The organism is Pseudarthrobacter sp. NPDC058196 (assembly GCF_042882685.1).
Classification (GTDB): domain Bacteria; phylum Actinomycetota; class Actinomycetes; order Actinomycetales; family Micrococcaceae; genus Arthrobacter.
Genome location: NZ_JBHVVN010000006.1, coordinates 167,912 through 193,602 on the forward strand (window position 1 = coordinate 167,912; position 25,691 = coordinate 193,602).

22 protein-coding genes and 1 pseudogene are annotated in these 25,691 nt (G+C 67.4%); 11 read left to right on the forward strand and 12 right to left on the reverse strand.

Annotation, left to right across the window (positions count from 1 at the left end):
- Positions 1-103 precede the first annotated feature (103 nt).
- The 6 genes from ACFVVC_RS10420 (at position 104) to nrfD (ending at position 7,120) form a co-directional block, all read left to right on the forward strand.
- Positions 104-271, forward strand: coding sequence for a hypothetical protein (locus ACFVVC_RS10420; protein ID WP_387452317.1), 168 nt, complete (start codon positions 104-106; stop codon positions 269-271).
- Positions 268-1,032: a cytochrome b N-terminal domain-containing protein gene (locus ACFVVC_RS10425; RefSeq protein ID WP_387452319.1), complete on the forward strand. Its 765-nt coding sequence runs from the start codon at positions 268-270 to the stop codon at positions 1,030-1,032. Before ACFVVC_RS10420 ends, ACFVVC_RS10425 begins: the two co-directional genes overlap by 4 nt.
- A complete protein-coding gene (locus tag ACFVVC_RS10430; protein WP_387452322.1) occupies positions 1,029-1,982 on the forward strand; it encodes a hypothetical protein in 954 nt (317 codons plus the stop codon). Before ACFVVC_RS10425 ends, ACFVVC_RS10430 begins: the two co-directional genes overlap by 4 nt.
- A gap of 130 nt (positions 1,983-2,112) precedes the next feature.
- Complete coding sequence (fdh, locus tag ACFVVC_RS10435) at positions 2,113-5,355, forward strand: formate dehydrogenase (protein ID WP_387452325.1); 3,243 nt, start codon at positions 2,113-2,115, stop codon at positions 5,353-5,355.
- Positions 5,352-6,179: a 4Fe-4S dicluster domain-containing protein gene (locus ACFVVC_RS10440; protein WP_387452328.1), complete on the forward strand. Its 828-nt coding sequence runs from the start codon at positions 5,352-5,354 to the stop codon at positions 6,177-6,179. The genes fdh and ACFVVC_RS10440 overlap by 4 nt, the downstream gene beginning before the upstream one ends.
- Complete coding sequence (gene nrfD, locus ACFVVC_RS10445) at positions 6,176-7,120, forward strand: NrfD/PsrC family molybdoenzyme membrane anchor subunit (RefSeq protein WP_387452331.1); 945 nt, start codon at positions 6,176-6,178, stop codon at positions 7,118-7,120. Before ACFVVC_RS10440 ends, nrfD begins: the two co-directional genes overlap by 4 nt.
- A 60-nt stretch (positions 7,121-7,180) precedes the next feature.
- Here the strand turns inward: nrfD and ACFVVC_RS10450 are convergent, their stop codons facing one another.
- The 5 genes from ACFVVC_RS10450 to ACFVVC_RS10470 all read right to left on the reverse strand — a co-directional run bounded on the left by ACFVVC_RS10450 (position 7,181) and on the right by ACFVVC_RS10470 (position 13,475).
- Positions 7,181-9,181 carry a VWA domain-containing protein gene (locus ACFVVC_RS10450; protein WP_387452334.1) on the reverse strand — a complete coding sequence of 667 codons (2,001 nt, stop codon included), beginning with the start codon at positions 9,179-9,181 and terminating at the stop codon, positions 7,181-7,183.
- A 14-nt stretch (positions 9,182-9,195) separates the two neighbouring features.
- The gene (locus ACFVVC_RS10455) at positions 9,196-10,584 is read right to left on the reverse strand and encodes a sigma 54-interacting transcriptional regulator (RefSeq protein WP_387452337.1); all 1,389 of its coding nucleotides are present in this window, start codon (positions 10,582-10,584) and stop codon (positions 9,196-9,198) included.
- A gap of 90 nt (positions 10,585-10,674) precedes the next feature.
- The gene (locus ACFVVC_RS10460; RefSeq protein WP_387452340.1) at positions 10,675-11,406 is read right to left on the reverse strand and encodes an SGNH/GDSL hydrolase family protein; all 732 of its coding nucleotides are present in this window, start codon (positions 11,404-11,406) and stop codon (positions 10,675-10,677) included.
- A 237-nt stretch (positions 11,407-11,643) separates the two neighbouring features.
- Positions 11,644-12,690 carry an NAD(P)-dependent alcohol dehydrogenase gene (locus tag ACFVVC_RS10465; RefSeq protein WP_387452681.1) on the reverse strand — a complete coding sequence of 349 codons (1,047 nt, stop codon included), beginning with the start codon at positions 12,688-12,690 and terminating at the stop codon, positions 11,644-11,646.
- 44 nt (positions 12,691-12,734) lie between these two features.
- A complete protein-coding gene (locus ACFVVC_RS10470; RefSeq protein WP_387452343.1) occupies positions 12,735-13,475 on the reverse strand; it encodes an SDR family NAD(P)-dependent oxidoreductase in 741 nt (246 codons plus the stop codon).
- A gap of 140 nt (positions 13,476-13,615) precedes the next feature.
- Between ACFVVC_RS10470 and ACFVVC_RS10475 the strand changes: the two genes are divergently transcribed.
- Entirely contained in the window at positions 13,616-14,233 is a 618-nt protein-coding gene (locus tag ACFVVC_RS10475; RefSeq protein ID WP_387452346.1) for a TetR family transcriptional regulator, read from the forward strand.
- 12 nt (positions 14,234-14,245) lie between these two features.
- On the opposite strand, the gene ACFVVC_RS10480 is transcribed toward ACFVVC_RS10475, so the two are convergent.
- Positions 14,246-15,070: a DUF1206 domain-containing protein gene (locus ACFVVC_RS10480; protein ID WP_387452349.1), complete on the reverse strand. Its 825-nt coding sequence runs from the start codon at positions 15,068-15,070 to the stop codon at positions 14,246-14,248.
- A 154-nt stretch (positions 15,071-15,224) separates the two neighbouring features.
- Positions 15,225-16,397, reverse strand: coding sequence for a serine hydrolase domain-containing protein (locus ACFVVC_RS10485; RefSeq protein WP_387452352.1), 1,173 nt, complete (start codon positions 16,395-16,397; stop codon positions 15,225-15,227).
- 90 nt (positions 16,398-16,487) lie between these two features.
- Between ACFVVC_RS10485 and ACFVVC_RS10490 the strand changes: the two genes are divergently transcribed.
- Both ACFVVC_RS10490 and ACFVVC_RS10495 read left to right on the forward strand, forming a co-directional pair.
- Positions 16,488-18,020 carry a S8 family serine peptidase gene (locus ACFVVC_RS10490; RefSeq protein ID WP_387452355.1) on the forward strand — a complete coding sequence of 511 codons (1,533 nt, stop codon included), beginning with the start codon at positions 16,488-16,490 and terminating at the stop codon, positions 18,018-18,020.
- 23 nt (positions 18,021-18,043) lie between these two features.
- Complete coding sequence (locus ACFVVC_RS10495; protein ID WP_387452357.1) at positions 18,044-19,327, forward strand: serine/threonine protein kinase; 1,284 nt, start codon at positions 18,044-18,046, stop codon at positions 19,325-19,327.
- Between the two features lie 111 nt (positions 19,328-19,438).
- Here the strand turns inward: ACFVVC_RS10495 and ACFVVC_RS10500 are convergent.
- A pseudogene (locus tag ACFVVC_RS10500) lies at positions 19,439-20,446 on the reverse strand (DUF1648 domain-containing protein); the annotation flags it as partial.
- On the reverse strand, positions 20,443-20,838 hold the full coding sequence (locus ACFVVC_RS10505; RefSeq protein ID WP_387452360.1) for a GntR family transcriptional regulator: 396 nt from the start codon (positions 20,836-20,838) through the stop codon (positions 20,443-20,445). The gene ACFVVC_RS10505 and the pseudogene ACFVVC_RS10500, both read right to left, overlap by 4 nt.
- A 310-nt stretch (positions 20,839-21,148) precedes the next feature.
- On the opposite strand from ACFVVC_RS10505, the gene ACFVVC_RS10510 reads away from it, so the two are divergent.
- Positions 21,149-22,582 carry a flotillin family protein gene (locus tag ACFVVC_RS10510; protein ID WP_387452363.1) on the forward strand — a complete coding sequence of 478 codons (1,434 nt, stop codon included), beginning with the start codon at positions 21,149-21,151 and terminating at the stop codon, positions 22,580-22,582.
- 8 nt (positions 22,583-22,590) lie between these two features.
- Positions 22,591-22,833, forward strand: coding sequence for a hypothetical protein (locus ACFVVC_RS10515; protein ID WP_387452366.1), 243 nt, complete (start codon positions 22,591-22,593; stop codon positions 22,831-22,833).
- 25 nt (positions 22,834-22,858) lie between these two features.
- On the opposite strand, the gene ACFVVC_RS10520 is transcribed toward ACFVVC_RS10515, so the two are convergent.
- From ACFVVC_RS10520 to ACFVVC_RS10530, 3 genes are all read right to left on the reverse strand, one after another.
- Complete coding sequence (locus ACFVVC_RS10520; protein ID WP_387452368.1) at positions 22,859-23,890, reverse strand: aldo/keto reductase; 1,032 nt, start codon at positions 23,888-23,890, stop codon at positions 22,859-22,861.
- A gap of 14 nt (positions 23,891-23,904) precedes the next feature.
- Positions 23,905-24,798 (reverse strand): SMP-30/gluconolactonase/LRE family protein, encoded by an 894-nt coding sequence (locus ACFVVC_RS10525; RefSeq protein WP_387452370.1) that lies wholly within the window; start codon positions 24,796-24,798, stop codon positions 23,905-23,907.
- Positions 24,799-24,910: 112 nt separating this feature from the next.
- The gene (locus ACFVVC_RS10530; RefSeq protein ID WP_387452373.1) at positions 24,911-25,690 is read right to left on the reverse strand and encodes an SDR family oxidoreductase; all 780 of its coding nucleotides are present in this window, start codon (positions 25,688-25,690) and stop codon (positions 24,911-24,913) included.
- Position 25,691: the final 1 nt, after the last annotated feature.

Genomic DNA, 25,691 nt, shown 5'->3' on the forward strand with positions numbered 1-25,691 from the left:
GGCCACGGCTGGCCATCGCAGGTGGAGGGACGAATGACTCTATCGATGGATTTTTGGGCGTGGTGAACTCCACCGAGGGTACCTAAACAGAATCGAGGATTCCTTGGCCGGGTGGCTATTCAACGGCGCAGCCACGGTGGGCGCCGGAACCTATTTTGGCTGGGACGGCTTCACCATCCAGTCGGGGAACCTCGTGGTGATCGCAGTGATGGTCATTCTGTTCGTCCTGGCCCTCGTCCTGCCGTTTCCCGGCAGGAGGGGGCGGAAGTGAGAACCCGGGCCACGCCGTCGCCCGGTGTACCGGAGCAGCACGCGGACGATCCTACGTGGACCGGAAAGGCCCGCAGATGGTTGCTGGAGAAGCTTCCACCGGACAAGCTCCTGCCCGGCGACCAGCCGAGCTATGTAATGTCGTGGGCCTATGTCTTCGGCATGGGGGCCGTCGCTTCGCTGGTGTGGATCATCGCTTCGGGGGTGGTGCTGGGACTGAACGGTCCCCAGTGGTATCACGTGTCCTCACTCGGCGGCTTCGTCAACGGCAGCCACTTGTGGAGCGTGGAACTGTTCTTCATCTTCATGGTCGTGCACCTCTGGCTGAAGTTCTGGATGGCGGCCTGGCGGGGCGGCCGCGTCCTGACCTGGATCACCGGCATGCTCTCGTTTGTCGTGTCCATCGTGGCGGCCTTCACCGGGTATCTCCTCCAAACGAACTTCGATTCACAATGGATTGCCTTCGAAGCGAAGGACGCGCTGAACTCCGTGGGGGTCGGCGCCTGGTTCAACGTAGCCAACCTCGGACAGATTTTCGTGTGGCACATCACATTGCTGCCGTTGGCGGTGGGGGCCGTGGTGGCTCTCCACGTCCTGCTGGTCCGGGTCCACGGCGTCGTGCCGCCGCTGGAGGCCTCCGGGAATGACGCCCAGCTGCGCACCAGCGGCCCGGAGGCCGGCGGCCACCCTTCCGAGGCCCGCCGGCCGGTCGTGGCCGCCCACCCCCTGACGTCTACCGAACCCAAGGACGCACCGCTGTGACCGCCAAGGGTGCCCCCGACTCATGGCAGAAGAGGGACGACGTTGCCGGCAGGCCGTGGACAGGCCGCGTCCGGGAATATGACCTCCTCAAGGAACTCACCATCGCCGTAGTGGTAGTTGGGCTCCTGGTACTCGGCGTCTCGGCACTCTTCGGCGCACCTGATGAGCCCAGCGTCAGCCTAAAGTCCTGGGCCGCCTCGGCCCCGGCGGACTTTGTCGCAACGGCGGCCAAGGAACTGGCCGGAACATCCGATACCGCCGGATACGGGCCGCCGTACAACTCCACTCCGGACGCGTCGCAGAAAATTGGCCCGGTGGACCTCCAAAGCCTCTCGGGCGTCCGGATTCCTGTCGATACCGCCCAGGACTTCGTGATTGGCCCGCTGGAGCAGCTGCCTACGCCACCGGCCGCGCTGGCCGACTGGACAGCCGCCACTGACCAGCAACGCTCCGACTGGGCGTCCGCCTATTCCGACGCCCTCGCCGCGGCCCCCGATAACGACCCCGCCAAGGTGGCGGACGGTTCCTACGGCCCGGTCCCCGCACTCACCGGTGCGTTGGCTGACATGGCGCGGCAGGGAACCCTGGACGGCGTGCTTCAGGGTGGCGGGACCTTTTACAACATGGACTACACCCGCAGTCTCCTGTTCCTCGGAGATGGCGGCTACTTCCCTGATCTCGCGGCAAGCCAGCATCTTTCCGGGGACCAGTGGGGCGTCATGAACGAGACCGGCGATACCCCGGGACAGTCCTGGCTGTGGCTCTTCTCGCTCCTCTACCAGGTGGAACCGTTCAAGTCATCCCCCAGCGTCGACGCCTGGGCTGTGGCCACGATGATCGTGCTGACCGCGCTGCTGACTCTGCTGCCGCTCATTCCCGGCCTACGGTCGATACCGCGGAAGCTGCCGGTTCATCGCCTGATCTGGAGGGACTACTACCGGAACCGGTGAGCGTGGCGACACCGATCCAGTGGCCGCGACTTCGCCCGGTGCGGAAATGCTAAGCCCCTGTTAGCATTTTCCTCACGTGCATGTGACCCGTGCCACAGGCATGTCGATTCGACGACCAAAGGGGTGCCCCATGGTGAATCCGCTGCAATGGCCAGTGTTGCGCCAGTTGCTCGAGAACGACCCCACGGGCAGGCATCATGCCGTGAAATCGCCCGCCACCGAAAAGCTCACGCCCCGGATCGGCACCGCAGACCAGGTGGTCCCTTCCGTGTGCCCTTACTGTGCCGTTGGGTGCGCCCAGCGGGTCTACGTCAAAGACGGGAAAGTCATCCAGATCGAGGGCAATCCGGACTCCCCCATCAGCCGGGGCCGGTTGTGTCCCAAGGGCTCCGCCTCACTGCAGCTGACCACCGGGGACTCCCGCGAAAAGTACGTCCTGTACCGCCGCCCCCACGGGACTGACTGGGAACGGCTCGACCTTGAAACAGCCTTGGACATGGTGGCCCAACGCGTGGTGGACACCCGCCGGGAGACCTGGGAATGGGACTCCGGGAGCCTCCGCACCCGACGTACCATGGGCATCGCCAGCCTGGGCGGCGCCACCCTGGACAACGAAGAAAACTACCTGATCAAGAAGTTGTTCACGTCCCTGGGCGTCGTCCAGGTGGAGAACCAGGCCCGGGTCTGCCACAGCTCCACGGTGGCGGGCCTTGGCACGAGCTTCGGCCGGGGCGGCTCAACCACTTATCTCCAGGATCTCCAACGCGCAGACTGCATCCTGATCCAGGGATCAAACTTCGCCGAAGCACACCCGGTCGGATTCCAGTGGGTCATGGAAGCCAAGGAACGCGGGGCCAAAATCATCCACGTGGATCCACGGTTCTCCCGCACCAGCGCCATGGCCGATACGTTTGTTCCAATCCGCGCCGGGACGGACATCGCCTTCCTGGGCGGCCTGATCAACTGGGTCATTAGCCACGATGCCTACTTCCACGAATACGTCGTCAACTACACCAACGCCGCGACTATCCTCAGCGAGGACTTCCGCGACACCGAAGACCTTGACGGCCTCTTCTCCGGATTCAATCCGGACGATTCCTCCTATGAAACTGAAAGCTGGCAGTACGAGGGCGGCTTCGCGGCTGCATCCTCCGGTGAACGGGACGCCGACGAGCAGGAAGGCAGCAGGCTGGGTGAATCCTCGCACGCCCAGTCCCATGGTTCCGGAGGCCCCGGCGTGGCCGGGAAGTGGCACCGGGACGAGACATTGCAGGATCCACGCTGCGTGTTCCAGGTCCTGCGCCGGCACTACTCGCGGTACACCCCCGAGATGGTGGAACAGGTGTGCGGGGTACCACCGGCGTTGTTCGAGGAAGTAGCAGAGGCGCTCACCAGCAACTCCGGCCGGGACCGGACCACGGCCTTCGCCTACGCCGTGGGCTGGACGCAGCACACCACGGGGACGCAGTACATCCGTGCAGCGTCGGTTTTGCAGCTCCTGCTGGGCAACATCGGCCGCCCCGGTGGCGGGATCATGGCCCTCCGAGGGCACGCCAGCATCCAAGGCTCCAGCGACATTCCCACCCTCTTCGACCTGCTGCCCGGCTACCTGCCCATGCCGCACGCCAAGCAGCACCTGGACCTGGCCGGATACGTCGAAGCGGACTCCGCCAAGCAGGGTTTCTGGGCCAACATGTCCGCCTACACCGTGAGCCTGCTCAAGGCCTGGTGGGGGGACGCCGCCACAGCGGACAACGACTACTGCTTCGACTACCTTCCCCGGATCACCGGCAGCCACAGCACCTATGACACCGTGATGGCGCAACTGGAGGGAATCTGCAAGGGCTATTTCCTCATGGGTGAGAACCCCGCCGTGGGCTCGGCCAACACCCACCTGCAACGCGCCGGGATGGCCAACCTCGACTGGCTCGTGGTCCGCGACTTCTCACTGATCGAGAGCGCCACCTGGTGGAAGGACGGCCCGGAAATCGCCACCGGACAGATGCGTACGGAGGACATCGGCACGGAAGTCTTCTTCTTCCCCGCCGCAGCCCACACGGAAAAGGCCGGCAGCTTCACCAACACGAACCGCCTGGTCCAGTGGCGCGAGCAGGCCGTGGAGCCAGAGGCCGAGCGCCGCAGCGACCTCTGGTTCATCTGGCACCTTGGCAACCGCATCCGGACGCTGCTGGCGGACTCGCGCGACGACGTCGACCGTCCCGTCCTGGACCTGACGTGGGATTACCCCACCGTCGGCACCCAGGATGAACCGGACGCGGACGCTGTTTTCGCCGAGATCAACGGCCGCGGCGCCGACGGCAGCCCGCTCTCCGCATACACCCAACTGAAGGACGACGGCTCCACCTCATGCGGCTGCTGGATCTACTGTGGCTGCCGCGCCGACGGCGTCAACCAGGCTGCCCGGCGGAAACCCCACACCGAGCAAAGTATTTCCAGCCGCGAGTGGGGCTGGGCATGGCCGGCCAACCGCAGGGAACTGTACAACCGGGCCTCGGCCGATCCGGAGGGACGGCCGTGGAGCGAGCGGAAGAAGCTCATCTGGTGGGACGCGGACGCCGGGACATGGACCGGCGACGACGTCCCCGACTGCGAGCCCACCAAACCACCGTCCTACCGTCCCGGCGAGGACGCCACGGGCACCGACGCCCTCTCCGGGATCGACCCGTTCATCATGCAGTCCGACGGCAAGGGCTGGCTCTTCACCCCCGCCGGCCTGACCGACGGGCCGCTCCCCACACACTATGAGCCGCAGGAATCCCCCTTCGACAATGCCCTCTACGGGCAGAACCGGAACCCGGTCCGGAAACTCCTCAAACATGACGGCAACCGGTACCAACCCAGTGGCCGGGAACCGGGGGCGGAGGTGTATCCGTTCGTGCTGACCACCTACCGGCTCACGGAGCACTTCACCGCCGGGGCCATGACCCGTTGGCTGCCCTACCTTGCCGAGCTGCAGCCGGAATCGTTCTGCGAGGTGTCGCCGGAACTGGCCGCCGAGCGGGGACTGACCAACAACGGCTGGGCCACCCTGGTCTCGGCGCGCGGAGCAATCGAGGCGCGGGTCCTGGTGACCGGCCGGATGAAGCCGCTCACGGTGCAGGGCCGGACCGTGCACCAGATCGGGATGCCCTACCACTGGGGCCCCAACGGGCTCAGCCGCGGCGATGCAATGAACGAGCTCTCCTCCATCGCCATGGACCCGAACGTCCATATCCAGGAGGTCAAGGCATTGACGGTGGACATCCGTCCCGGGCGGAGGCCGCAAGGGCCGGCCTTGCCGTCGCTGGTGGCGGAATACCGTCAGCGGGCGGGCATCGATGAGCACACAGGCCAGGAAGGAATCAAGGCATGAGCGTCACCCAGTTGGGAATGCCCGCCATCGGAGCACCCGGTGAAGCGCGCAAGGGCTTCTTCACCGACACCAGCCTCTGTATCGGGTGCAAGGCCTGCGAGGTGGCCTGCAAGGAGTGGAACTCGCTGCCGGCGGACCGGCCGTTGCAACTCACCGGCGAATCTTTTGACAACACCTCCCGGCTCAGCGCGGACACGTGGCGGCACGTGGCCTTCATCGAGAAGAAGGTTCCGGCTCCGGCGGCCGGCGGAACCGAGGGCATCAAGTGGCTGATGTCCTCGGACGTCTGCAAGCATTGCACCAATGCCGCCTGCCTGGATGTGTGCCCCACGGGTGCGCTGTTCCGCACCGAACACGGCACCGTGGTGGTCCAGCAGGACATTTGCAACGGCTGCGGGTACTGCGTTTCGGCGTGCCCGTACGGCGTGATCGACCAGCGGCCCGACGACGGCCGGGCCTTCAAATGCACCATGTGCTACGACCGCCTGGGTGCCGGCGAAGAGCCTGCCTGCGCCAAGGCGTGCCCCACCCAGTCCATCCAGTATGGCGAGCTTGATGAGCTCAGGGAACGGGCCGACGCCCGCGTCGCGGAGCTCCACGAGCGGGGTGTGGACGAGGCCAGGCTCTACGGGAGGGATCCCGACGGCGGGGTAGGGGGTGACGGCGCCTTCTTCCTGCTGCTCGATGAACCAGAAACTTACGGACTGCCGCCGGACCCGGTGGTGACCACCCGGGACCTGCCTGCCATGTGGCGGCGGGCAGCGGGTGCTGCGGCCGGGCTCCTGGCGGGGACCGCCGTCGTCTTCTGGGGAGCCAGGAAGTGAGCCGCCGCCGGGAGCGTGAGGAATTCACCTCATACTACGGCCGCCCCATCCTCAAGGAACCCACGTGGGAGGCGGCGGACATCGCCGGGTACATTTTCGCCGGCGGCGTGGCGGCAGCGTCCTCAATGCTGGCGGCAGGTGCGCAGTACACCGGGCGGCCCGCCATGGAACGCCGGGCAAAACTCACGGCGCTGACCGCTATCTCGGCATCCGCAGCGGCGCTGGTGCACGATCTGGGCCGGCCGGAACGGTTCCTCAACATGCTGCGGGTAGCCAAGCCCACCTCGCCCATGAGCATGGGCTCCTGGATCCTCTCCGTGTACGGCCCGCTTGCCGGGGCGAGTGCCGCCTCCAACATCACTGGACTCTTCCCGGCTGCCGGGCGGGCCTGCGGCCTCGGCGCAGCTGTCAGCGGCTCCGCGGTGGCCACTTATACGGCCGTGCTGCTGGCCGACACCGCGGTTCCCACCTGGCATGACGCCCACGAGGTCCTGCCGTTCGTGTTTGCCGGTTCGGCCGCCGCCGCCGGCGGGGGCATCGCTGCCGCCCTGGCGCCCGTCGTGGAGGCCGGTCCTGCGCGGCGGATGGCCGTCGCGGGTGCGCTGCTGGAAACGGTTATGAGCCTGCGGATGGAACGCAGCGGCCACCTGAGCACGGAGACACTGCGGGAGGGCCGGGGTGGCACGTTGATGCGCCTGTCCAAGGCCTTCAGCATCGGCGGCGCAGTCGGTCTGGCCCTCGGCGGTCACCGCTCGCGTACCGTCAGCGTGCTGGGCGGCCTCGCCGTTGCTGCGGGTTCGGCCCTGCTGCGGTTCGGCGTCTTCGAGGCCGGAAAGGCGTCGACGCGCGACCCCAAGTACGTGGTGATCCCCCAGCGGGAGCGCCTCAACGCCGCCGAAGCCGCCAAGAGGGAAGCCGCCGGGATCGAAGCGGCCGCCTGAGCCGGCCGGCCGGGCGGAAGCAGCAGCACGGGCCGGGACGCCCTGGAGCGCGCGGCCCGGTCAGAACCAGTCGCCGTCGGCGTAGGCGCTCCGGACGTGCGCCCGGAGGTATTCCCCCACCACCGCCGCGCCAAGGTCACCGACATCGGGTGCCACCACGCGGCCATCCACGCGGCGTGCCAGCCGCTGGATGAAGCGTTCGAGGCCGGGATCGTTACCGAGCCGGAAGAAGGTGGTCTGGGCCCCTGTCCTTCCCAACCGGTCCAGCTCGGCAACGGTGGCCCTGATGGTCTCCGCGTCCGGCGGCCAGTTGAACCAGGAATCCCCGTCCGGCAACAGGTGGGCCGTCGGTTCCCCGTCCGTCACCACCAGGAGCACCGGCTGCATGGAGGGGTGCCGGCGAAAGAAGCGGCCGGCCAGCAGCAGGCCGTGGTGGAGGTTCGTGCCCTGTTCCCTCAGTGCCGGCAGGGCCGTCAGTTCGGCGATGTCCATGGACTGGGCGTACCGGCCGAAGGTGACCAGCTGCAGCCGGTCGCCGCGGAACCGGGTGGAGACCAAGTGGTGCAAGGCCAGTGCCGTGCGCTTCATGGGGACCCACCGCCCCTCCGCGGCCATGGAAAAGGAGACGTCCACCAACAACGCAACGGCGGCCTGGGTCCGGGCCTCTGTTTCGGATACCTCGATGTCCCCGACGGCGAGGCGCAGTCCGCGGGCCGGCTCGCCGCCGTCGGCCATGGTGCGGCGGATGGCGTTGGTCAAGGTGCGCGTCACGTCCCAGGGCTCGGCGTCGCCGAACTCCCACTGGCGGCTGGAGCCGGACTGTTCACCGGCGGCCCCTGCCGTCCGGGTATCCCTGTTTCCCTGCCGCCCGGACAGCTGTTTGGCGGTGTCGCGCAGCAGCGACTTGCCGAGCCGGCGCATTGCCTGCGGGGAGAGCCGGAGGTCGCCATCCGCGCCGCGGCGCAGGTAGCCGCCCTCCTGCATGGCCCGCTCGATTCCTGCAAGCGTACGGGCGCTGACGGCCGCACCCTCACCAAGTTGTCGGGCCAGCGCGTCCAGGTCCAGGTCGTCGAGCCGGGACCCGCTGTACGACTGGGACAGCTGTTCGGAGAGTTCGTCCAGTTCCGCGATGTCCTGCAGGACGCCGGTTCCGTCGCCCAGGCCGAGTCCCTCCTGGCCCTCGAACCGTTCAGATCCGTTCCAGTCCTCCCCCGGACGCAGCGCCTGCAAGGACGCGTCGAGCTCGCTGAGCTGGGCCATCAGTTCCGGCGAGCCGAACGCCTGGGCGGACAACTGCATCAATTCCGCGCGCTGTTCCGCAGACATGGACTGCAGGAGGCGCTGGGCCGCGGCGGCACGTTGCGCCAGGGCATCCACGAGTTCTTCCACCGATTGCGGATCCTCCGGGAAGAACTGGCCGTGCCTGGCCATGAACTCCTGGAAATCGGCCTCGGTGTCTTCGCCGCGGCGGTGCTTCGCCAGCAGCCCGTTGAGGTCCCGGAGCATGGCATTGACGGCCTCGCGGTCCTCATCGGTGGCGCTCTCCAGCGCCTGTTTCATGCCGGCGAACCGCTGTTCCAGGACCTCCCGGCCCAGCAGGTCCTTGATCCGGTCGTACGCTTCCTGGGCGGTTCCGGACTGCCAGTCGTAGGAGGCGAGCTCGTTGACCGCCGCGGCGGTGGACGCCGGCAGGTTCTGGAGCTGCATCTCCCGGAAGTCGCGTTCGGTGTTGTCCATCATGGCGTCCCTGGCCAACTGCTTGCGTTCCTCCAGCACGGCGGTCTCCAGGAGCTTCTTCACTTCCTCCAGGGTGCCGTCCAGCCGGTGCCGGCTGAGCAGGTCCCGCCGCCGCTCCTGCACGCGGCGGGCAAGGTCGTCCAGGCCGTCGCGGCTCCGTCCACCGCGCCGCAGGAACTCCTGCAGGGCATGCCGCGGCGAATAGCCTGCCATCACGTCCTCGGCGACGGCGTCGAGGACCTCCGCCAGGTCCACCGGCGGAGCCAGCGGGTCCGGGCCGCCGGTGTACCGGCCGTACCTGGCGGACCTCTTGTGGATGGCCATGCTGCCTCCTGTGCCTACCCGTAGATGGTTTCCTCGTCGTCGGACTCCTTGGAGATGCGCCGGCCCAAGTAGAGCCCTTCCAGGGCCAGTTCGACGGCGGCGGCCCGCTGTCCGTCGTTCGTCGCACCGAGGCGGCGGCCGATTTCGTCGTAGAGCCCGGATCCGTTCAGGGACGGGAGGTTGCCGAGGAACTCCTGTGCCGTGACTTGCTCCCCGGTGGTGACGGTCCGGTGGCCGTCCAGGGCGGACACGAGCGGTCCCATGTCCAGGCCTTGGAAGTGGGCCCTGACGGCCTCTGCGGTGGCGGTGCGGAGGAGGTGGTCCAAGATGCCTTGCTCGCGGCCTTCCTCACCCGATTCGAACTCGATCTTGCCCGTCAGGACTTCCACGGCCGGTTCAAGGTCGATGATCCGGGCGACTGCGTGGTCCTCTCCGCGGAGCCGTGCCCGGCGGAGCGCCGCCGCGGCCACGGTTTCGGCGCCGGCGATGGCGAACCTGGCCGAAACTCCGGAGGTCTGGTTGATGGCCGGGGACTCGCGCAGCGCCCGGGTGTAGCGGGCAAGGATCTCCAGGATGAAGGGCGGGACGTCTGCCACCAGCCGGCCCTCCTGCCGGATGACGGACACCTCGTCCTCAAGTTCGATCGGGTAGTGGGTCCTGATCTCGGCGCCGAAGCGGTCCTTCAGAGGGGTGATGATCCGGCCGCGGTTGGTGTAGTCCTCCGGGTTGGCGGAGGCTACTACAAGCACATCGAGCGGCAGCCGCAGCACGTACCCGCGGATCTGGATGTCGCGTTCCTCCATCACGTTCAGCATGGACACCTGGATGCGTTCGGCCAGGTCAGGGAGCTCGTTGATGGCGATGATGCCGCGGTTGGAGCGCGGAATAAGTCCGTAGTGGATGGTTTCCGGATCCCCGAGCCGTCGGCCCTCGGCTACGCGCATGGGATCGACGTCGCCGACGAGGTCCGCCACGGACGTGTCCGGCGTTGCAAGCTTCTCGACGTACCGTTCGGAGCGGTGCCGCCAGCCAATCCGCAACCGGTCCCCCTCGGCGCGTACGCGGGCCCGGGACTGTTCGGTGATCGGTTGGAAAGGGTGCTCGTTCAGTTCCGAGTCCTCAATCACCGGAGACCATTCGTCCAGCAGCCCGGCCAAGGTGCGGAGCAGGCGGGTCTTGCCCTGTCCCCGTTCTCCCAGCAGCACCAGGTCATGGCCGGCGATCAGGGCACGCTCGAGCTGGGGCAGGACCGTCCGGCTGAATCCGTAGAGGCCGGGCCACGGGTCACGCCCTTCTGCCAGGGCGGAGAGGAGATTGTCGCGGATTTCGTGCCTCAGGTCCTTGAGGACGTGTCCCGCTGCTCGGAGTTCACCAACGGTGTAGATTTCGGGGCGGTCAGTCACTCCTCTACCGTAATCCCCACCCTGTGGGTAATCGAGAGATTCCTCCAGATTCCTGGGCCGGCATGCCGGCCGCCGGTATGAGCCGGCGTGTCACTGGGGTTCCGGGCGTCCTTGCACGGCCGCGGCGGCAGCGGGCGCCGCCTGCTCAAGGTAGGCGCCGATGTGCTCCAGGAGGTAGTGCTGTCCGGCAACCGTTGGATGGTCGCCGTCGGGACCGATCAGGTCTTCGAAGTCGCTGCTGATCCAGCCCTCGGCGATGGGGTCCACGAATTCACCACCGGCACGGGCCGTGGCGGCTTTGAGCTGGCTGCTGATCTCCAGGAGCCCGGGGTCCGGATCCGTTGAGTACGACGGCGGTCCCACCACGATGATTTTGGCTTCGGGGGCGAGCGTCTCGGCCCGGTCCATCGCCGCCAGTGCGGCGTCCCCAATCTCATCGGACGCGTAGCCGAGGTCGTTCTCCGAGCCGAAGAACACCACAATGCCGGTGTTTGAATTGACGAGGTCTTCAACCTGGGTGCCAAACGTTCCGTCAAAGTCACCGGGGCTGACGTAGCCGCTGCCGTCTTCTGCCGCGTTGACCACTTCCAGGCCGGCGCCTACCGGGTCGTTGCGCATCAGCGCAGGCCAGGCTTCCTGCGGCGAGGTTCCGTGGCCGGTGCTCAAGGAGTCCCCCACCACCACCACCCGGACCGGCGGCTCGCCCGAGGCCCGGGGCTGGGTTTGTGCTGCGCTCCCCGACGTAACGGCCAGGAGGACGCCAAACGTACCGGCAGCCACGAGCCTGGCTGGATGCCCGCGCAGCGGCACGTTGTGTTGCATGGGTGCCGCCTCCTGCCAGAAATCGGGCGGCGGCTAAATCGCCGGCCGCCACCTTATTGTCGCTTGTCCATGTCCCATCGTAGGCATTCAGTGAGGATACTTTAGTGCCGGCAGGGCCAATGCGACAGATCGCACAGCAACTCCACAGGCAATTCACACCTTTTGCACGGGTGCCAGCCGGGCTGCCGGTCCCGTCCGGCGGGCCTTCACGGGCCGTCCGGGACCGGCGGCGCGTGGTCAGCCCCGGTGCGGAACAACCACCGCGCGGGCGCTCAGCTTCCCTTCCGCGAGCCGGCGGTAGGCGTCCAGCCCGTCGTCCAGGGAGAAGGTCTCGATCTCCGGCACGATCTGGCCCGCCCGGTACATATCCACCACCTCGTGGAGTTCCTCGATGGTGCCCCAGTAGGTGTTGGTGATGGTGGATTCGTAGGGCGTGTTGAAGAACGTCCATTCGTGGACTCCCCCGGCGATGCCCACAACGGTCAGCCGGCCGCCCTGGGCCATCGACCCGGTGGCGGTGGCGATCGTGGGTGTGACGCCCACGAAGTCGAAGGCCGCGTCCACGCCGCGGCCGCCGGTCAGCTCACGGATTTTGGCCACCTGGTCCGGGCCGCCGGGCACGGTGACGGCACCGGCCGCTTCGGCTTTGGCCATGGCCTCCGGCTTCATGTCCGTGGCAATGATGGTGGCGCCTGTAAGTGCAGTGAGGATCTGGACTGCGATCTGTCCCAGTCCGCCGAGTCCCACCACCAGGGCGAAGCGGCCCCCGCCGTTCAGGTGCGGAAGGGCAGTCTTGATGGCGTGGTAAGGCGTCAGGGCCGCGTCGGCCAGCGGTGCCGCGGCGATCGGATCCGCGGCACCAAGCGGGATGAGGTTGCGGACCGGGACGGTAACGTATTCGGCCATACCGCCGTCCCTTCCCAGTCCGATGCCCAGGTAGGGGTTGGTCGCCGCATTCTGGCAATAGGTGTCCTGGCCGCGGGAGCATGCCTTGCAATGGCCGCAGCCGATAGGCCCGTATACCAGGTAGGCGTCGCCGGGGTTGATGCCGTCAACGCCGGGCCCGAGCTCCTCAACCCACCCGGAGTTCTCGTGGCCAAGGATGAAGCCTTTTGACATGTTTCCCGGCACCTCGGCAGTGAAATCCTCGAAGATGCTCACATCCGAATGGCAGGCACCCGCGCCGGCCACCTTGAGCAGGACCTCGCCCGGCCCGGGAACGGGCCGGGCTACTTCCGCAAGTTCGGGAAACTGCTTCCATTCTTTGAACACGATGGCGCGCATGCTGCTGCCCTCTTCTTTCTGTTGCACTGTGATGGGTTTTTGGTTCAGCGGGCGGTGTAGCCGCCGTCGACCACCAGTTCGGAGCCGGTCATGAACGCGGCGTCGTCGCTGGCGGCGAACAGGATGACCGCCGCAACATCCTCGGGGCGGCCCAGCCGTGCCATGGGAGTGGTGTCGGTGAGGAGTTTGCGGTCGGTGTCGCCCAGGATGGGCGTGTCGATGAAGCCGGGGTGGACGGAGTTGACGCGCACACCCTCCGTGGCCCAACCCAGGGCGGTGTTCTTCGTCAGTGTCCGGACCGCGCCCTTGGCGGCCGCATAGGCCGGGGACGTGCCGAATCCGCCCACGATGCCGAACATGGAGGACACGTTCACCACGGCGCCGTTGCCGGAATCCTTTAACGCCGACGCGGCCGCCTTCTCGCCGAGGAAGACGCTGGTCTGTGTGACGGCAACCACCTTGTTGTAGGTTTCCACGCTGGTTGCTTCAATCGATTCGTTATCGCCAATCCCTGCGTTGTTCACCAGGACGTCCAGCCGGCCGAATTCGTTCAGGGCGAAGGCGACAACCGCTGCCCAGCCGGACTCGCTGGTGACGTCGAGGTGGAATGCGCGCGCACGGCCGCCGGCGTGCTCGATCCCGGCAGCCACCTCCGCGGCAGCGCCGTCCTGGATGTCCGCGACGATCACGGCACCGCCTTCGGCGGCAAACCTCTGTGCCGTGGCCCGGCCGATGCCGCTGGCGCCTCCGGTGATGATGCCGACTCGTCCGTCAAAGCGGGACATGGTGCTTCCTTTCAACCCTGGGCCGAAGGTAGAGTGGCCCGATCGACTTATCCAACAAGTGTTGGATAGTTAGAACGCTACGCCCGCAGGGGCGGTTTAGCCACCGCCGGCGGCCAACATCACCAGGGAGTGTGACCGACATGACAGCAGGACCGGATCAGGACACGGAGGTAGCGGCTGCGCGCGATCCGCGGGCAGCCCGGAGCCGTGCGCGGCTGGCCGCCGCCATCCTGGAGCTGGCAGCCGAGCACGACGCCGGGACGCTGGGGGCCGCGCAGGTCGCGGCTGCCGCTGGGGTCAACAGGTCAACGTTCTACCAACACGCTGCGTCCCCCGCCGCCTTGCTGCGGCAGGTCCTCTCCGCCGAACTGGATGCCCTGCGGGACGAGCACCTCTCCGCGTCCGGCGGCGACATCGGCCACGCCGTCGCCGCCGTCACCGCCGGGGTGGTCCGGCACGTCGACGCACACCGCAGGATCTACCGCCATGGCTTGGCCGCCGAGCCGGGAACGGCGGGGCTGCACGGGATGCTCGGCGCCCATTTCGAGGGTTCGGTCCGCCTGCTGATCGAACGCCGGGCCATCGCCGTTCCGGCACCGGGCGGCCGCGACGTCCCCCCGCCCATGGTGGCGCGGTTCATTGCCTACGGCGTGGTGGGAGCACTGGAGTCACGCCTCCTGGAGGACCAGCCCAGGCCGGCCGAGGAATTCCTGGCAGACCTGGGGCAACTGCTTCCGGACTGGTGGCCAATCGGCTGACAGGCCCGCTCCCTAGAACTTGCCGTACCGGGCCCGCGCCATGGAATACACGCCGTAGCAGATCAGGCCGGCAGCGATGGCCGCGAGCAGGAACACGCCGTAGGGTTGTGAGCCAAGTGCCTTCAGGCCGCCGTCCAGGCCCGAAGACTTGGACGGATCGGCAGTGGCGGCCGCCACAATGATCAGGACCCCGACGACGGCGAGGACCACTCCCTTGGCGATGTAGCCGACCGTGCCGAGCCACCGGACAGCGGTACGGGCATTTCCGGGATCCTGCAGGTCTTCCATGAACTTTCGGGTGAAGCCCCGGTATGCGTAGTAGACCCCGGCCGCAATGATCGCCAGGCCGACGGCGACCAGCAGCACCACTCCTGCCGGCGCTCCCATGAGCTTGGCGGTGAAGTCACTGGCCGACTGGCTGGAACTCTTGGAACCGCCCGTCGCGAACACGGCGAACGTGAAGGCCAGGAACCCGAACACCACAGCCTTTCCTGCAGCGGATCCTGCCTCTTTCAGTTTTTTCTTCGAATCGCCTTCGGCGCGCGCACCGAACACGGCTTCACCCACCATCCACAGGGCCAGGGCCGCGCAGGCAACCGCCCCTGCCCACAGGAGGATTACGCCGCCGGGTTTTGAGGCAATGGATCCGATCGCCCCGGTCTGGTCCGCTTCACCGCCTTGGCCACTGTTGACCTGCAGGGCGATGGCGCCGATCAACACGTGGACCAGGCCGATGAACACGAAGCCGGCACGGGCCAGAATGCGTAACGCCGGGCTGCGGCTGGCCGATGCCGCATCTGAAACTGCCCGGTTAGCTCCCTGCGACGCGTTGCCCATGGTCCGCCCTTCCAGCTATGTAGTTGATCCTCTGTTCCCACGCCAGCCTTCCCCGGCCCCAACGTGTCGCGGGATGCTTCAGTGTAGATCCGCCGGGACCATCCGGACAGGTCCCCGGTGTGGCCGTATGCGCGGCTGACGGGCGCGTTTGTCCTCAGCGGGCAGGCTGGCAGAGCCTGTCCAGCGCCTCGTTGAGGGTGGACTCGATCTGGCCGTTGAGCAGGTCCCGCCGGCCGGTGCTGGCTGGATCTTCAACCTCGCCGGGCATGGGCGGCGCCGTGACGGTCATCGCGGCCTGGTACCGCCCGTCGTCGCTGCTGACGGCAACGGTCTGGAAGTCCCGGAACGAGCCCTTGCCTTCCTGGCGCATGGCCGGTGAACATTGGTCCGCGAAGCGCCACAGTCCCAGTCCGAACCGGCCAAAGCCGGGGCTGGTCTTCATCTCCCGCAGCGACGCCGGCGAAACGGCACGGCCTTGGAGGAGGCCGGCCATGAAGAGGTTCAGGTCCGCCACCGTTGACACCGCGCCGGATGCCGGGGAACCGGCGACGGACGCGTCGTCAGTGGTGTCGATGCGCTCGCCGTGAAGAGTGACATAGCCGTGCAGGAGGTTTGGTGCGCGCGGGTCCGGCCGGTCCAGCGTGCTGTCCTTCAGTCCCAGTGGGGAGAACACCTGCTCCCGCATGACCTGCGTGAACGGCTTCCGGCGCAAGGCTTCCACCACGAGGCCCAAGGCAACGTAGTCAGTGGTTGAGTATTTGAACAGTCCGATGTCGGAGGCCTGCCAAGGCAGCGTCCCGGCGGCCTGCACCTGCTGCTCCAGGCTCAAGGTCCGCGACAGGGCCGGGCGGAAGTCCACGTCGCGGGGCAGCGCCGCGGCGGCGTCCGGCATCCCGGAAGTGTGGCTCAGCAGCTGGCGCAGTGTGAGCGGTCCGGGCGGCCGAAGCAGGCCCGCGAGTTCCGGGACTGCCTCGATGACCGGGTCGTCGAGGCCGATGAGGTGGTCATCCACGAGCCGAAGCACTGCGACGGCGGTCATGGCCTGGGTGACGCCGGCTATCTCCACCCTGTCCGTGGGCTGCGCCGGGTCCAGGGAGCCGAGGTCACGCACGCCAAAGGCCTGCGACCATTCGCCGCCCGGCCAGCGGACCTGGACAACGGCCGAGACGGCGCCCTGGTCCAGGAACAGCTGGATCTGCTGCACCATGGGCTCCAAGGCAGGCGGAAAAGTACCGGGCGGGAGGGAGTCGTCCGTGTAGGAGCAGCCGGAGACGGCGAGGGCCACCGCGAGCGCCGCCCGCCTCACGATGCGGTTTTTGGAGCCCACACCTCATGGTAGGGCGGCCCGCGCCTTATTGACATGCGGGGGCCGCTGCCCATAATTGGTGGCAGCACTTCAGTGAGACCGGAGAATGGCATGACGCGTTTGGTGAGCTCACTGCTGAGGCCCCGCAACAACTCAGAGCAGCGCGGACACGACCTTCTGGTCCACACCGACGCCAACGAGCGGCAGGCTGTCCTGGTGGAACTGCAGGTGGGGCACGGGACGCTGGCCACAGCCGCGGGGGCCCGGTTCGCCGGTCGCTTCAGCGATACTTTTTCGTCGGTGGAGGATCCGCCTGCTCCGCCCCTGCAGGTCTCCACCCTGTACCTGCAGTGCCGGCTCCGGCCCGACGAGCTCACCACCCTCCTGGCCGCCGATGCGGCACACGGAGTTGCGGAGCGCACCATCTACCGTGTCTGGCCCGATTACATTGTCCGCCCGCACATCGACAGGTCGGCGGCCACCGTGCAGGCCGATGCCGCCCTGCGCACGTTCGGGGCCTCGGGCCGCGGATGCGTATGGGCCGTCATCGACTCGGGCATCGACGGCACGCACCCGCATTTCCTTCCCGGCCACGCGGGAAAAGCGGACAACCTGCATGACCCCAGGGTGGCGGATCTCCACCGCGACTTCACGGTCCTCGTCACCGGTCCGGATGCCGGCGGTTCGGCTCCCCAGGAGGCAGGAGCCGTCCGCTCAGCCAAGGACCTGGTCCCGCAGGACCCGGCACCTGCGTTGGTGGACGACGTCGGACACGGGACACACGTGGCAGGGATCATCGCCGGCTCCGCTCCCCCGGCCGCCCTCATCATGATGAGCCGGTCCACGCCGGACGGGCTGCCGGAATGGACACCGCGGGAACTGGACCCCGGCCGGTCGCTGGCCGGCTTGGCCTCTGAGGCCCTGCTGGTGAGCCTGAAGGTCCTCAACAACCAGGAGCACACGCTCTCCAGCGCCGTCATCGCCGCACTGAACTACGTCAGGGCGGTCAACTCCTACGGCCGCAACATGGTGATCCACGGCGTCAACCTTTCGCTCGGCTGCGATTGGTATCCCGGTGACTTCGCCGCCGGCCAAAGCCCGCTGTGCCGGGAGATCGACCTGCTGGTGGGCTCCGGCGTGGTGGTGGTGGTCAGCGCAGGCAACGGTGGCGACGCCCGGGACGACAACGGCGACTTCTACGGCCGCCTCTCCACCATCACCGACCCGGGAAACGCAGCCAAGGCCATCACGGTCGGTTCAACGCACCGCGACCAGCCGCACGTCTTCGGGGTGTCCTACACGTCCTCCAAGGGACCCACCCTTGACGGGCGCTTGAAGCCGGACCTTGTAGCCCCCGGCGAGCGCATCACCTCGGCAGCCGCCGGGAAGAACCGCAGCCAGGTGCCGGGCTTCAAGGACGCTTCCGCCCCAACCCCCTGCTACGTCGAGGACAGCGGAACCTCGATGGCTGCCCCGCACGTCTCAGGAGCCATCGCCGCGTTCCTCTCGGCACGGCCGGAATTCATCGGCAAGCCGGAAGTCGTCAAAGACCTGTTCATGCAGAATGCGAGCTCACTGGGCCGGCACCCGTTCTTCCAGGGCAGCGGCCTGGTGGACCTGATGCGGGTCCTCAACTCGATCTAACCACCCACCAACCAGGAGCAGCCATGACCGGTCGCATCGGGAACCTCGACTACTACGAGCTGGCATTCGACGCCGACGGCAACGCCGACCCTGAATACCCTGCAGACGGTGCTGCCTTGGCCGCCGCCGTTGCGGACGGCGGCATCCGTGACATCTTCGTCCTCTCCCACGGCTGGAACAGCGATGTCCAGTCCGCGCGCAGCCTCTACCAGTGGATGTTCGGCAATCTGTCCGACCAGCTGGGACAGCGGGCGGAAGGTTGCGCCGCCGTCGGAATCATCTGGCCCTCCCTGCTCTTTCCCGAGGACCAGGCAACCGCCGCGCCGGCAGCCCCGTCCACGGGGGCCACCCTTGCGGCGCACCTGGCCCCGGCATTCCCCCGGAACGAGCAGGACCTCGGGGCGATCGGAGACTTGCTGGACCGGCAACCGGAAGATCCGCAGGAACTCGAACGCTTCCACCACCTTGCGCTCGGGCTGGTCAGCTCCCCCGTGCCGCCGCCCGAATCCGAGGACGCAAACCTGCAGGCAGCGTTGGCAGCCACCACAGCGCCTCTCCTGACCCACGCCGCTGCGCTCGCTGCCCCGTCGCAGTCGAGCGCGCAGGACATCGGGAACCCGTTCGGCATGCTGTGGAAAGGGGCGCGCGAGGTATTGCGCGCGTTCAGCTATTACGAAATGAAGAACCGGGCCGGCGTCATCGGCAGCCAGGGACTGGGCCCCTACCTCGGTTCCCTCGCGGGCCCCGGCAGCCAACCGCGCATCTACCTGATGGGACACAGCTTCGGGGCCCGCCTGGTGGCCACCGCCCTCGCCGGGCTGCCGGCGTCCGCTGCCGGCCCGGCCAGCCCCGTCAAGCTGGTGTACCTCATCCAAGGGGCCTTCTCACACTTCAGTTTCGCCTCGCCGCTGCCCACCGATGCCGCAAGGTCGGGTCTCCTGGCCTCCTGTACCGGACGGGTGGATGGGCCGTTTATCGCCACCTTCAGCAAAGCCGACCGCGCGGTGGGGACCTGGTACCCGACGGCAAGCTTCCTCCAGCGCCAGGACAACGAGGACGTCCACGACTTCATGTACCGCTGGGAGGGAATGGGCCACGACGGCTACCAACAGGCCGGGGCGACCACGGTGCCCATGCATCAGCCGGGTGAGTCCTACGGGTTCACGGCGGGCGCCTTCTACTGCCTTGACGCCAACACCGTGATCGCCCAGGACCAGAACCCGTTCGCCGGCGCCCACAGCGACATCCGGCACGCCGAGGTGCTGTGGCCGGTCGTGGACGCATTCACTGCTGCCGCCGGACATTGACGCTGCCCGGCCCTGCGGGTCGGCGCCGGGGTCCGTTCCCCCGCCAAAGCGCAGGATCACCACCAGGCTGATCAGGGCGAGTACCCCGGCAAGCAGCATCCCGGCCCTGGGGTTGCCGAAATTGAGGGTCCAGCCCAGGCCGAACCGGCGGGACACCATGAGTGCGTGGTCCTCATGGTTGACGTACAGCAGTCCGCCGCGCCAGAACCTGTCGTCGTCCCGGTGGGTCAGGCCGGTTTCCGGAGGAGTCCCGCGGGGTTCGCGGTTGTGCCGCGCGAGGACCACCATGGAAAGTCCGACGCCGGCCAGCACCGGGACCACCACGGCCAGCGCAGCCCACGGAGTCCGGGTCCCGGTCCACATCAGCAGGGACGCCCCCATCATCCCCAGCGTGATCATGCCGGCCAGGCCAAGCAAGGTCCGTGCCCCGAGCGAGGCGTATTCGCGGTGCCAGCGCGCCGAGGCATCCGGGTGTCCGGGGTCGAGGTCGGCCCGGCCGCGGAGGATGCCTGCTGCGATGGCGGACAGCAGCGCGGTGATGATCACCTGGACAATAACCAGGGAAAAGGCGGTTCCGATTGACTTCGGCGCCAGCCGGTCGGCTTGGCCGCCGGCACCGTAGTGCACGGCCAACTGACCGGGCATCGACGGATACCGGATGATCCCGGTCACCGCGGTCGCCACCGTCACTGTGGCCGGGAATGCCAACCACAGCCAGGGAAACCTGGGCGGGTCCGACCGGAGACCGGTGTCGACGGCGACGCCCTGCCGAAGGCCGCCGTACCAGTTTCCGGCGGCCTTGGCGGCACGGATTTCCTGGTTGGCCAGGAAGAAGCAGCCGTACCAGGCGCCCAGGAGCAGCAGGACAGAGACGGGCAGCAGGAACGTTGCGCCCGTTACGGCGAACGTGCCCACCCCGGCGACGGCGGTAACGACACCGCTGACGAGCACTCTCCACCGGTAGTGCCTGGACTGGGCAACCACCACCGGATCATCAACGTGGCCGTCCGGCACCCGCACTCCAAACGGCACTGTGGGGCTGGTAATGGAGGGCAGTACCAGCGCCAGCAGGAGCACCAACGCCAAAAGAACTGAACTCAGGATGATCCCGACGGTCATGGCGAATCCTTGGTCTGCGGGGTGTGGAAGGAGGCGAGCATGGTCTGGCAGGCGGCCAGGACGTCGTCGGCCGGGACTCCCCTGGCAATGGCCTCAGCCAGCAGGGTTCGGGCCCGGGCCGTCCATTCCGCATGGAACACCGGGTCCGCAGCCGCCGCAGCCGCCACCACTGCCCCGGTCTTGCGGTTGAGCCTGATCAGGCCCTGCTGCCGCAGCAGGGCGTAGGCCTTATTGACCGTATGGAAGTTGATGCCGAAATCGGCCGCCAAGGCGCGTGTGGCAGGTAGCGGGCTGCCCTCAACCAGGGCGCCCTCGGCGATACCTTCCGTGATCCGGTCCCGCAGCTGCAGATAGAGCGGTACGTCGCTGGTGAGATCAAGCGTCAGAATCATGCTGCACCTCTTTATGCCATCTGTTATAGAACAAAGAAATCCCGGCGGCAAGAGGTCCGCGGCTTACGGGGACCCGTGGCAATCCTTGCCCTTGGGCGGGTGCCGCCCTCCGCCGTCGGCCGCTCCTTTTCCGTTGCCGCAGGCAAATATCAGCCCAGCTCTGGACTCTTGGCCGGGGCCCAATCAGACTGTCTACAACAGCTGGCTGGCGCGCCGACGGCGACGGGAATTTCAACCGCGGGACATTGGACGGCTGCATTTATTGGGGCTTTACCGTGATGCCTGTTCCGCGGCATTGAAAGGATTGGTCATGCCGGATTTCACCGCATTCTTCCCGCTACTTGCCACAATTCTGGCAGTGCTTGTAGCCATCGGATTTATTTGGGTGGCAACAAAACTGATGTGGAAGGTGGCCGAACCCAACGAGGCCTTGATCATTTCCGGACTGACCCGCGGAACCCTCGAAACCCGGGCCGGAATGGACTTCAAGATCGTCACCGGCAAGGGTGCCCTGGTGCTGCCCGGCCTCCAGACCGTGCGGACACTTTCGCTCACGCTGAATGAAACCGAGCTCAAGGTGTCCTGCGTTACCTCCCAAGGCATCCAGGTGATCGTGGAAGGGGTTGTCATTTACAAAATCGGCGATGCTCCGCCTTTTATCGCCAATGCGGCCCGACGTTTCCTGGGCCAGCAACCCAAAATGGAAAGCCAGGTCTATAACGTCTTTGAGGGCCACCTGCGCTCCATTATTGGGAGCATGACCATGGAGGAGATCATCCGCGAGCGCGACAAGCTTGGTTCACAGGTCCGCAGCGCCAGCGGCGTGGAGATGGAAAAGCTGGGCCTGGTGGTGGATTCGCTCCAGATCAAGGACCTGCAGGATCCCACCGGGTACATCCAGAACATCGCCAAGCCGCACATCGCGCAGGTCAAGATGGAGGCCCGCATTGCCGAGGCCACCCGCAACCGCGAGGCCGCCGAGAAGGAGGCGGAGGCCGCCGCGCTGATCGCCGACGCGCAGAGCGTCTCGGCGATCAGGCAGTCAGTGGCGCAGGCGAACGCCGAGCGTGCCAAAGCCAACGCTGCGCAGGCCGGCCCGCTGGCTGAAGCCACGGCCCGGCAACAGGTTGTGGTGCAGGAAACCGAAGTTGCCAAGCTGGAAGCGGACCGGGAAGAGCAGAAGCTCCAGACCACCATCCGGAAGCCCGCCGACGCCAAAGCGTACGCCAAGCGCACGGACGCGGAAGGCCAAAAGGCCGCCGACATCTCCGCCGCCGAGGCCCTGGCCCGGCGCACCGAGCTTGAGGCCACGGCCAATGCCCGCCGAACGGAGCTGCAGGCCCAAGCGAACGCCAACGCCGCAGCAGCTGCCGCCGGAGCCACCAAGGTCACCGGTGAGGCCGAAGCTGCGGCCACCAAGGCCAAGGGTGACGCGGCAGCCTCGGCAATCAAGGCCAAGGCCCTGGCCGAGGCGGACGGCATCAAGGCCCGCGCCGAGGCTTTGGGAACCAACCAGGACGCCGTGATTTCGCAGCAGCTCGCCGAAAACATGCCCGCGATCATCGCCGCAGCGGCCGAGCCCTTCTCCCACGTGGGCCAGATGACGGTCCTGAACGGCGGCGAGGGTGTCAACAAGATGCTGGGCGGGATCCTGGCGCAAGTGGGTGATTACCTGCCGGCCCTCTCATCCGCGCTCCGGAAGGACGGCGGGGACAAGCGTGCGCCCAAGGCTCCGGGCGCGTAGGGCAGCCGATGCACAAAGGGGTGGACCGGAGCCTGACGGGGAAGATTGGGCGGGTGACCGGCCGCATCGGGCCGGGCACCATCGGTGAAGTCATGCTGCCGTACCTCGGCGGCATCATGGCGTTCCACGCCTACCCGTATGACAAGACAAGCGGCTTCGCGGTGGGCGAGGAAGTGCTGGTGATCTATTACGACCCGCCGCAGACGGTGTACGTGGACCAACTGCCCGAGGTGCTGAAGCACCCGGCGTAAAGGCCCACGCCCCGCCAACCCTTTCCTAGCGGCCGCCCGCCATCTTGCGGCTGCGCTGTTCTTGCGCCATCGGCCCGTACGGGTAAACACCAGCCTGCGGCAGGCTGGCCTCGGTCAGGCGGCTGACTTCATCGCTGCTGAGCCGCAGGTCGGCAGCAGCCAAGTTGTCGGCCAGCTGTTCGGTGGTGCGGGCGCCCAGGATCACCGAGGTCACCGCCGGCCGGTCCGCCAGCCAGGCCAGCGCCACCTGGGCCGGGCTTACCCCGTGGCCTGCGGCGATCTCCTCGACTGCGTCAATGACCGTCCACGTGCGGGGGTTGTCATTGCGCGCCTTCCAGGCCTCCATTCCGCGCTCGGGGTTCTCCCCGAGGCGGGTTGCACCGGCCGGACGCTGGTCCCGCTTGTACTTGCCGGACAACCAGCCGCCGCCCAACGGGGACCGCGGCAGCAGGCCGATCCCCGCGTCGAGCGCCGCGGGGACAATCTCGAATTCGATGTCCCGGACCAGCAGGCTGTACTGCGGCTGCAGGCTCACGGGCGGGTTCCAGCCCTGGCTGCGCGCCGTGTGGACGGCCTTGGTCAGTTGCCACCCGAGGAAGTTGGAGAAACCGTAGTAGGCGATCTTGCCGCGGCTCACGGCGTCCTCGAGGAAGCGCAGGGTCTCTTCCAGCGGCGTGATGGGGTCCCACGCGTGCAGCTGGTAGAGGTCGATCTGGTCCACGCCCAGCCGGCGGAGGGAATCGTCCAGGGCGCGGGTCAGGCGGCGGCGGGAGGTTCCGACGTCGTTCGGTGCCGTTCCCATGGGGAAGCGTCCCTTGGTGGCGATGACCGCTGTGTCCCGCAGCGCCGGACGCTGGGCCAGCCAGCGGCCGATGATCTCCTCCGACGTGCCGGAACTGTAGACGTCGGCGGTGTCGATGAAGTTTCCGCCCGCGGCAAAGTAGCTGTCCAGGATGGCGTGCGAATCTTCCTCGGTGGCTTCCGCGCCGAACGTCATGGTGCCGAGCGCGTAGTTGGTCACGACGGTGCCGCTGTGGCCCAGGGTTCTGTACTCCATGGATGTCCTCACGTTCAGGGGTGGGTTTGTGGAATGGTGCGGCCGGCCGCATCGCTGGTGCTGGTGCGGATCCGGTACAGGCTTGTGGTTGCGGTGAGGTAGAGGTCCCGGCCGTCCGGACCGCCAAAGCACAGGTTTGAGACCGTTTCCGGGACGTCGATGGAAGCCAGCAACTCGAAGGATGGTGAGTAGACCCTGACGGCTGGGCCTGCGGAGGTCCAGATCCTGCCCTCGACGTCGACCCGAAGTCCGTCGGCTGCGTGGCCGTCGGGCAGTTCCACTGCGACGCGGCCGGGCCCGCAGGCGGCGCCGCGAACTTCGTAGCTGACGATCCTCAGCGGCACCCCGTAGCTGGGCCCGGCGGTGTCCGCCACGTACAGGACGGTCTCATCCGGGGAGAACGCCAGCCCGTTGGGGTGCATGAGGTCGGTGATCACGGCGTCCAGGTTTCCGGACGCCGGGTCGAGCCGGAACACGTAGCAGCCTCCGTATTCCTGCTCCCCCTCGTGCCCTTCCCTGGTTCCGGGAAGAATGCCATAGGGCGGGTCGGTGAACCAGATTGAGGAGTCGCGGGCAATGACCACGTCGTTGGGCGAGTTCAGCCGGTGGCCCTTGAAGGAATCGACCAGGCTGCTCACGGTCCCGTCCCTGTCCCGTTCCACCCGGCGCCGTCCGTGGCTGCACTGCACCACGCTGCCATCGTGGTCGAGCGTGCGGCCGTTCGTGAATTCGACGTTCTGCGCGTAGTCGCGGACAGTGCCGTTGGCGGGGTCGAATTCCAGGATGCGGTTGTTGGGAATGTCGCTCCAGCGCACGGTCTGCGTCGAGGGTACCCACAGCGGCCCTTCAGCCCAGACTGTTCCCGTGTACAGGCACTCCAAGGTGCCGGTCGTCAGTCCCTCAGCCATCGGCGCACCTTCGCATAGGCACCACGATAGCCCCACGCCCCGGTGCGGCGCCTATCCCGCGCCGGGGCCGTGGATCAGGCCGGGACGCCGTGCAGCCCGGGCGGCTTCGGGGTCACCAGACCGAGTCCCCGCGCAGGACGGCGTCGCTCCCGCCGTCGATGTAAACCACCTGGCCGCACAGGTGGGTGTTTTCCTCGCCGCCGAGCCACGCCAGCAGGCGGGCGACGGCGATCGGTTCGGCGATGCCGTTCAACGGCATCGGCACCATCGCGAGGAGGGCTTCGCGGCCTTCGGCTGTTTCTATCAGGCCTGCCGTCATGGGGGTGGCAATGATGCCGGGGGCGACGGCGTTGAGCGGGATGCCTGCGCCGGCCCATTGCGGGGTGGCAGCCTGCCGCCGGACCCAGCGTGAGAGCGCCAGCTTGGTGGAGGCGTAGATGAGTCCCCCGGTGGTTTCCGGTTCCCGGCCCAGGACCTCGGCACGGGCAAGCGATGCCGCTTCATCCCCTGCCGTGAGGAGGGACACGAGATCGGGGTCGCTGGGCATCAGGGCGGCCATCGAGGAAACCAGCACTGCTCGCGGGGCCGGGGATCCGCCCAGGAGCGGGCGCAGGCCATCGAGGGTGGCGACGGTGCCGAAAAAATTCACCGCCACGGTGGCCGGCGTGGGGGTGGCCAGGCCGGCCACCGCATACACGGCGTCCACTTGCCCCGCCAGGTCCCGGACTCCCTGCACCATCGCTGTCCGCCCTGCGGGGGTGGAGAGGTCGGCGGTTACCTCAGCGCCGTGGATGTCCACGCCGATGACGCGGCCACCCCGCTGCTCCAGCAGTTCCTTGGTTGCCTTGCCGATGCCGGAGGCGGCGCCTGTGACGACTGATATCCGGGTCATG

Coding starts and splice junctions, on each gene's coding strand:
- ACFVVC_RS10520 (WP_387452368.1), bottom strand. CDS start 23,890: ATGGAGTACAGAACCCTGGGCCACAGCGGCACCGTCGTGACCAACTAC.
- ACFVVC_RS10505 (WP_387452360.1), bottom strand. CDS start 20,838: ATGATTCTGACGCTTGATCTCACCAGCGACGTACCGCTCTATCTGCAG.
- ACFVVC_RS10465 (WP_387452681.1), bottom strand. CDS start 12,690: ATGCGCGCCATCGTGTTCAAAGAATGGAAGCAGTTTCCCGAACTTGCG.
- ACFVVC_RS10475 (WP_387452346.1), top strand. CDS start 13,616: ATGACAGCAGGACCGGATCAGGACACGGAGGTAGCGGCTGCGCGCGAT.
- ACFVVC_RS10515 (WP_387452366.1), top strand. CDS start 22,591: ATGCACAAAGGGGTGGACCGGAGCCTGACGGGGAAGATTGGGCGGGTG.
- ACFVVC_RS10525 (WP_387452370.1), bottom strand. CDS start 24,798: ATGGCTGAGGGACTGACGACCGGCACCTTGGAGTGCCTGTACACGGGA.
- ACFVVC_RS10460 (WP_387452340.1), bottom strand. CDS start 11,406: ATGCAACACAACGTGCCGCTGCGCGGGCATCCAGCCAGGCTCGTGGCT.
- ACFVVC_RS10480 (WP_387452349.1), bottom strand. CDS start 15,070: ATGGGCAACGCGTCGCAGGGAGCTAACCGGGCAGTTTCAGATGCGGCA.
- ACFVVC_RS10495 (WP_387452357.1), top strand. CDS start 18,044: ATGACCGGTCGCATCGGGAACCTCGACTACTACGAGCTGGCATTCGAC.
- ACFVVC_RS10510 (WP_387452363.1), top strand. CDS start 21,149: ATGCCGGATTTCACCGCATTCTTCCCGCTACTTGCCACAATTCTGGCA.
- ACFVVC_RS10490 (WP_387452355.1), top strand. CDS start 16,488: ATGACGCGTTTGGTGAGCTCACTGCTGAGGCCCCGCAACAACTCAGAG.
- ACFVVC_RS10450 (WP_387452334.1), bottom strand. CDS start 9,181: ATGGCCATCCACAAGAGGTCCGCCAGGTACGGCCGGTACACCGGCGGC.
- ACFVVC_RS10440 (WP_387452328.1), top strand. CDS start 5,352: ATGAGCGTCACCCAGTTGGGAATGCCCGCCATCGGAGCACCCGGTGAA.
- ACFVVC_RS10470 (WP_387452343.1), bottom strand. CDS start 13,475: ATGTCCCGCTTTGACGGACGAGTCGGCATCATCACCGGAGGCGCCAGC.
- ACFVVC_RS10530 (WP_387452373.1), bottom strand. CDS start 25,690: ATGACCCGGATATCAGTCGTCACAGGCGCCGCCTCCGGCATCGGCAAG.
- fdh (WP_387452325.1), top strand. CDS start 2,113: ATGGTGAATCCGCTGCAATGGCCAGTGTTGCGCCAGTTGCTCGAGAAC.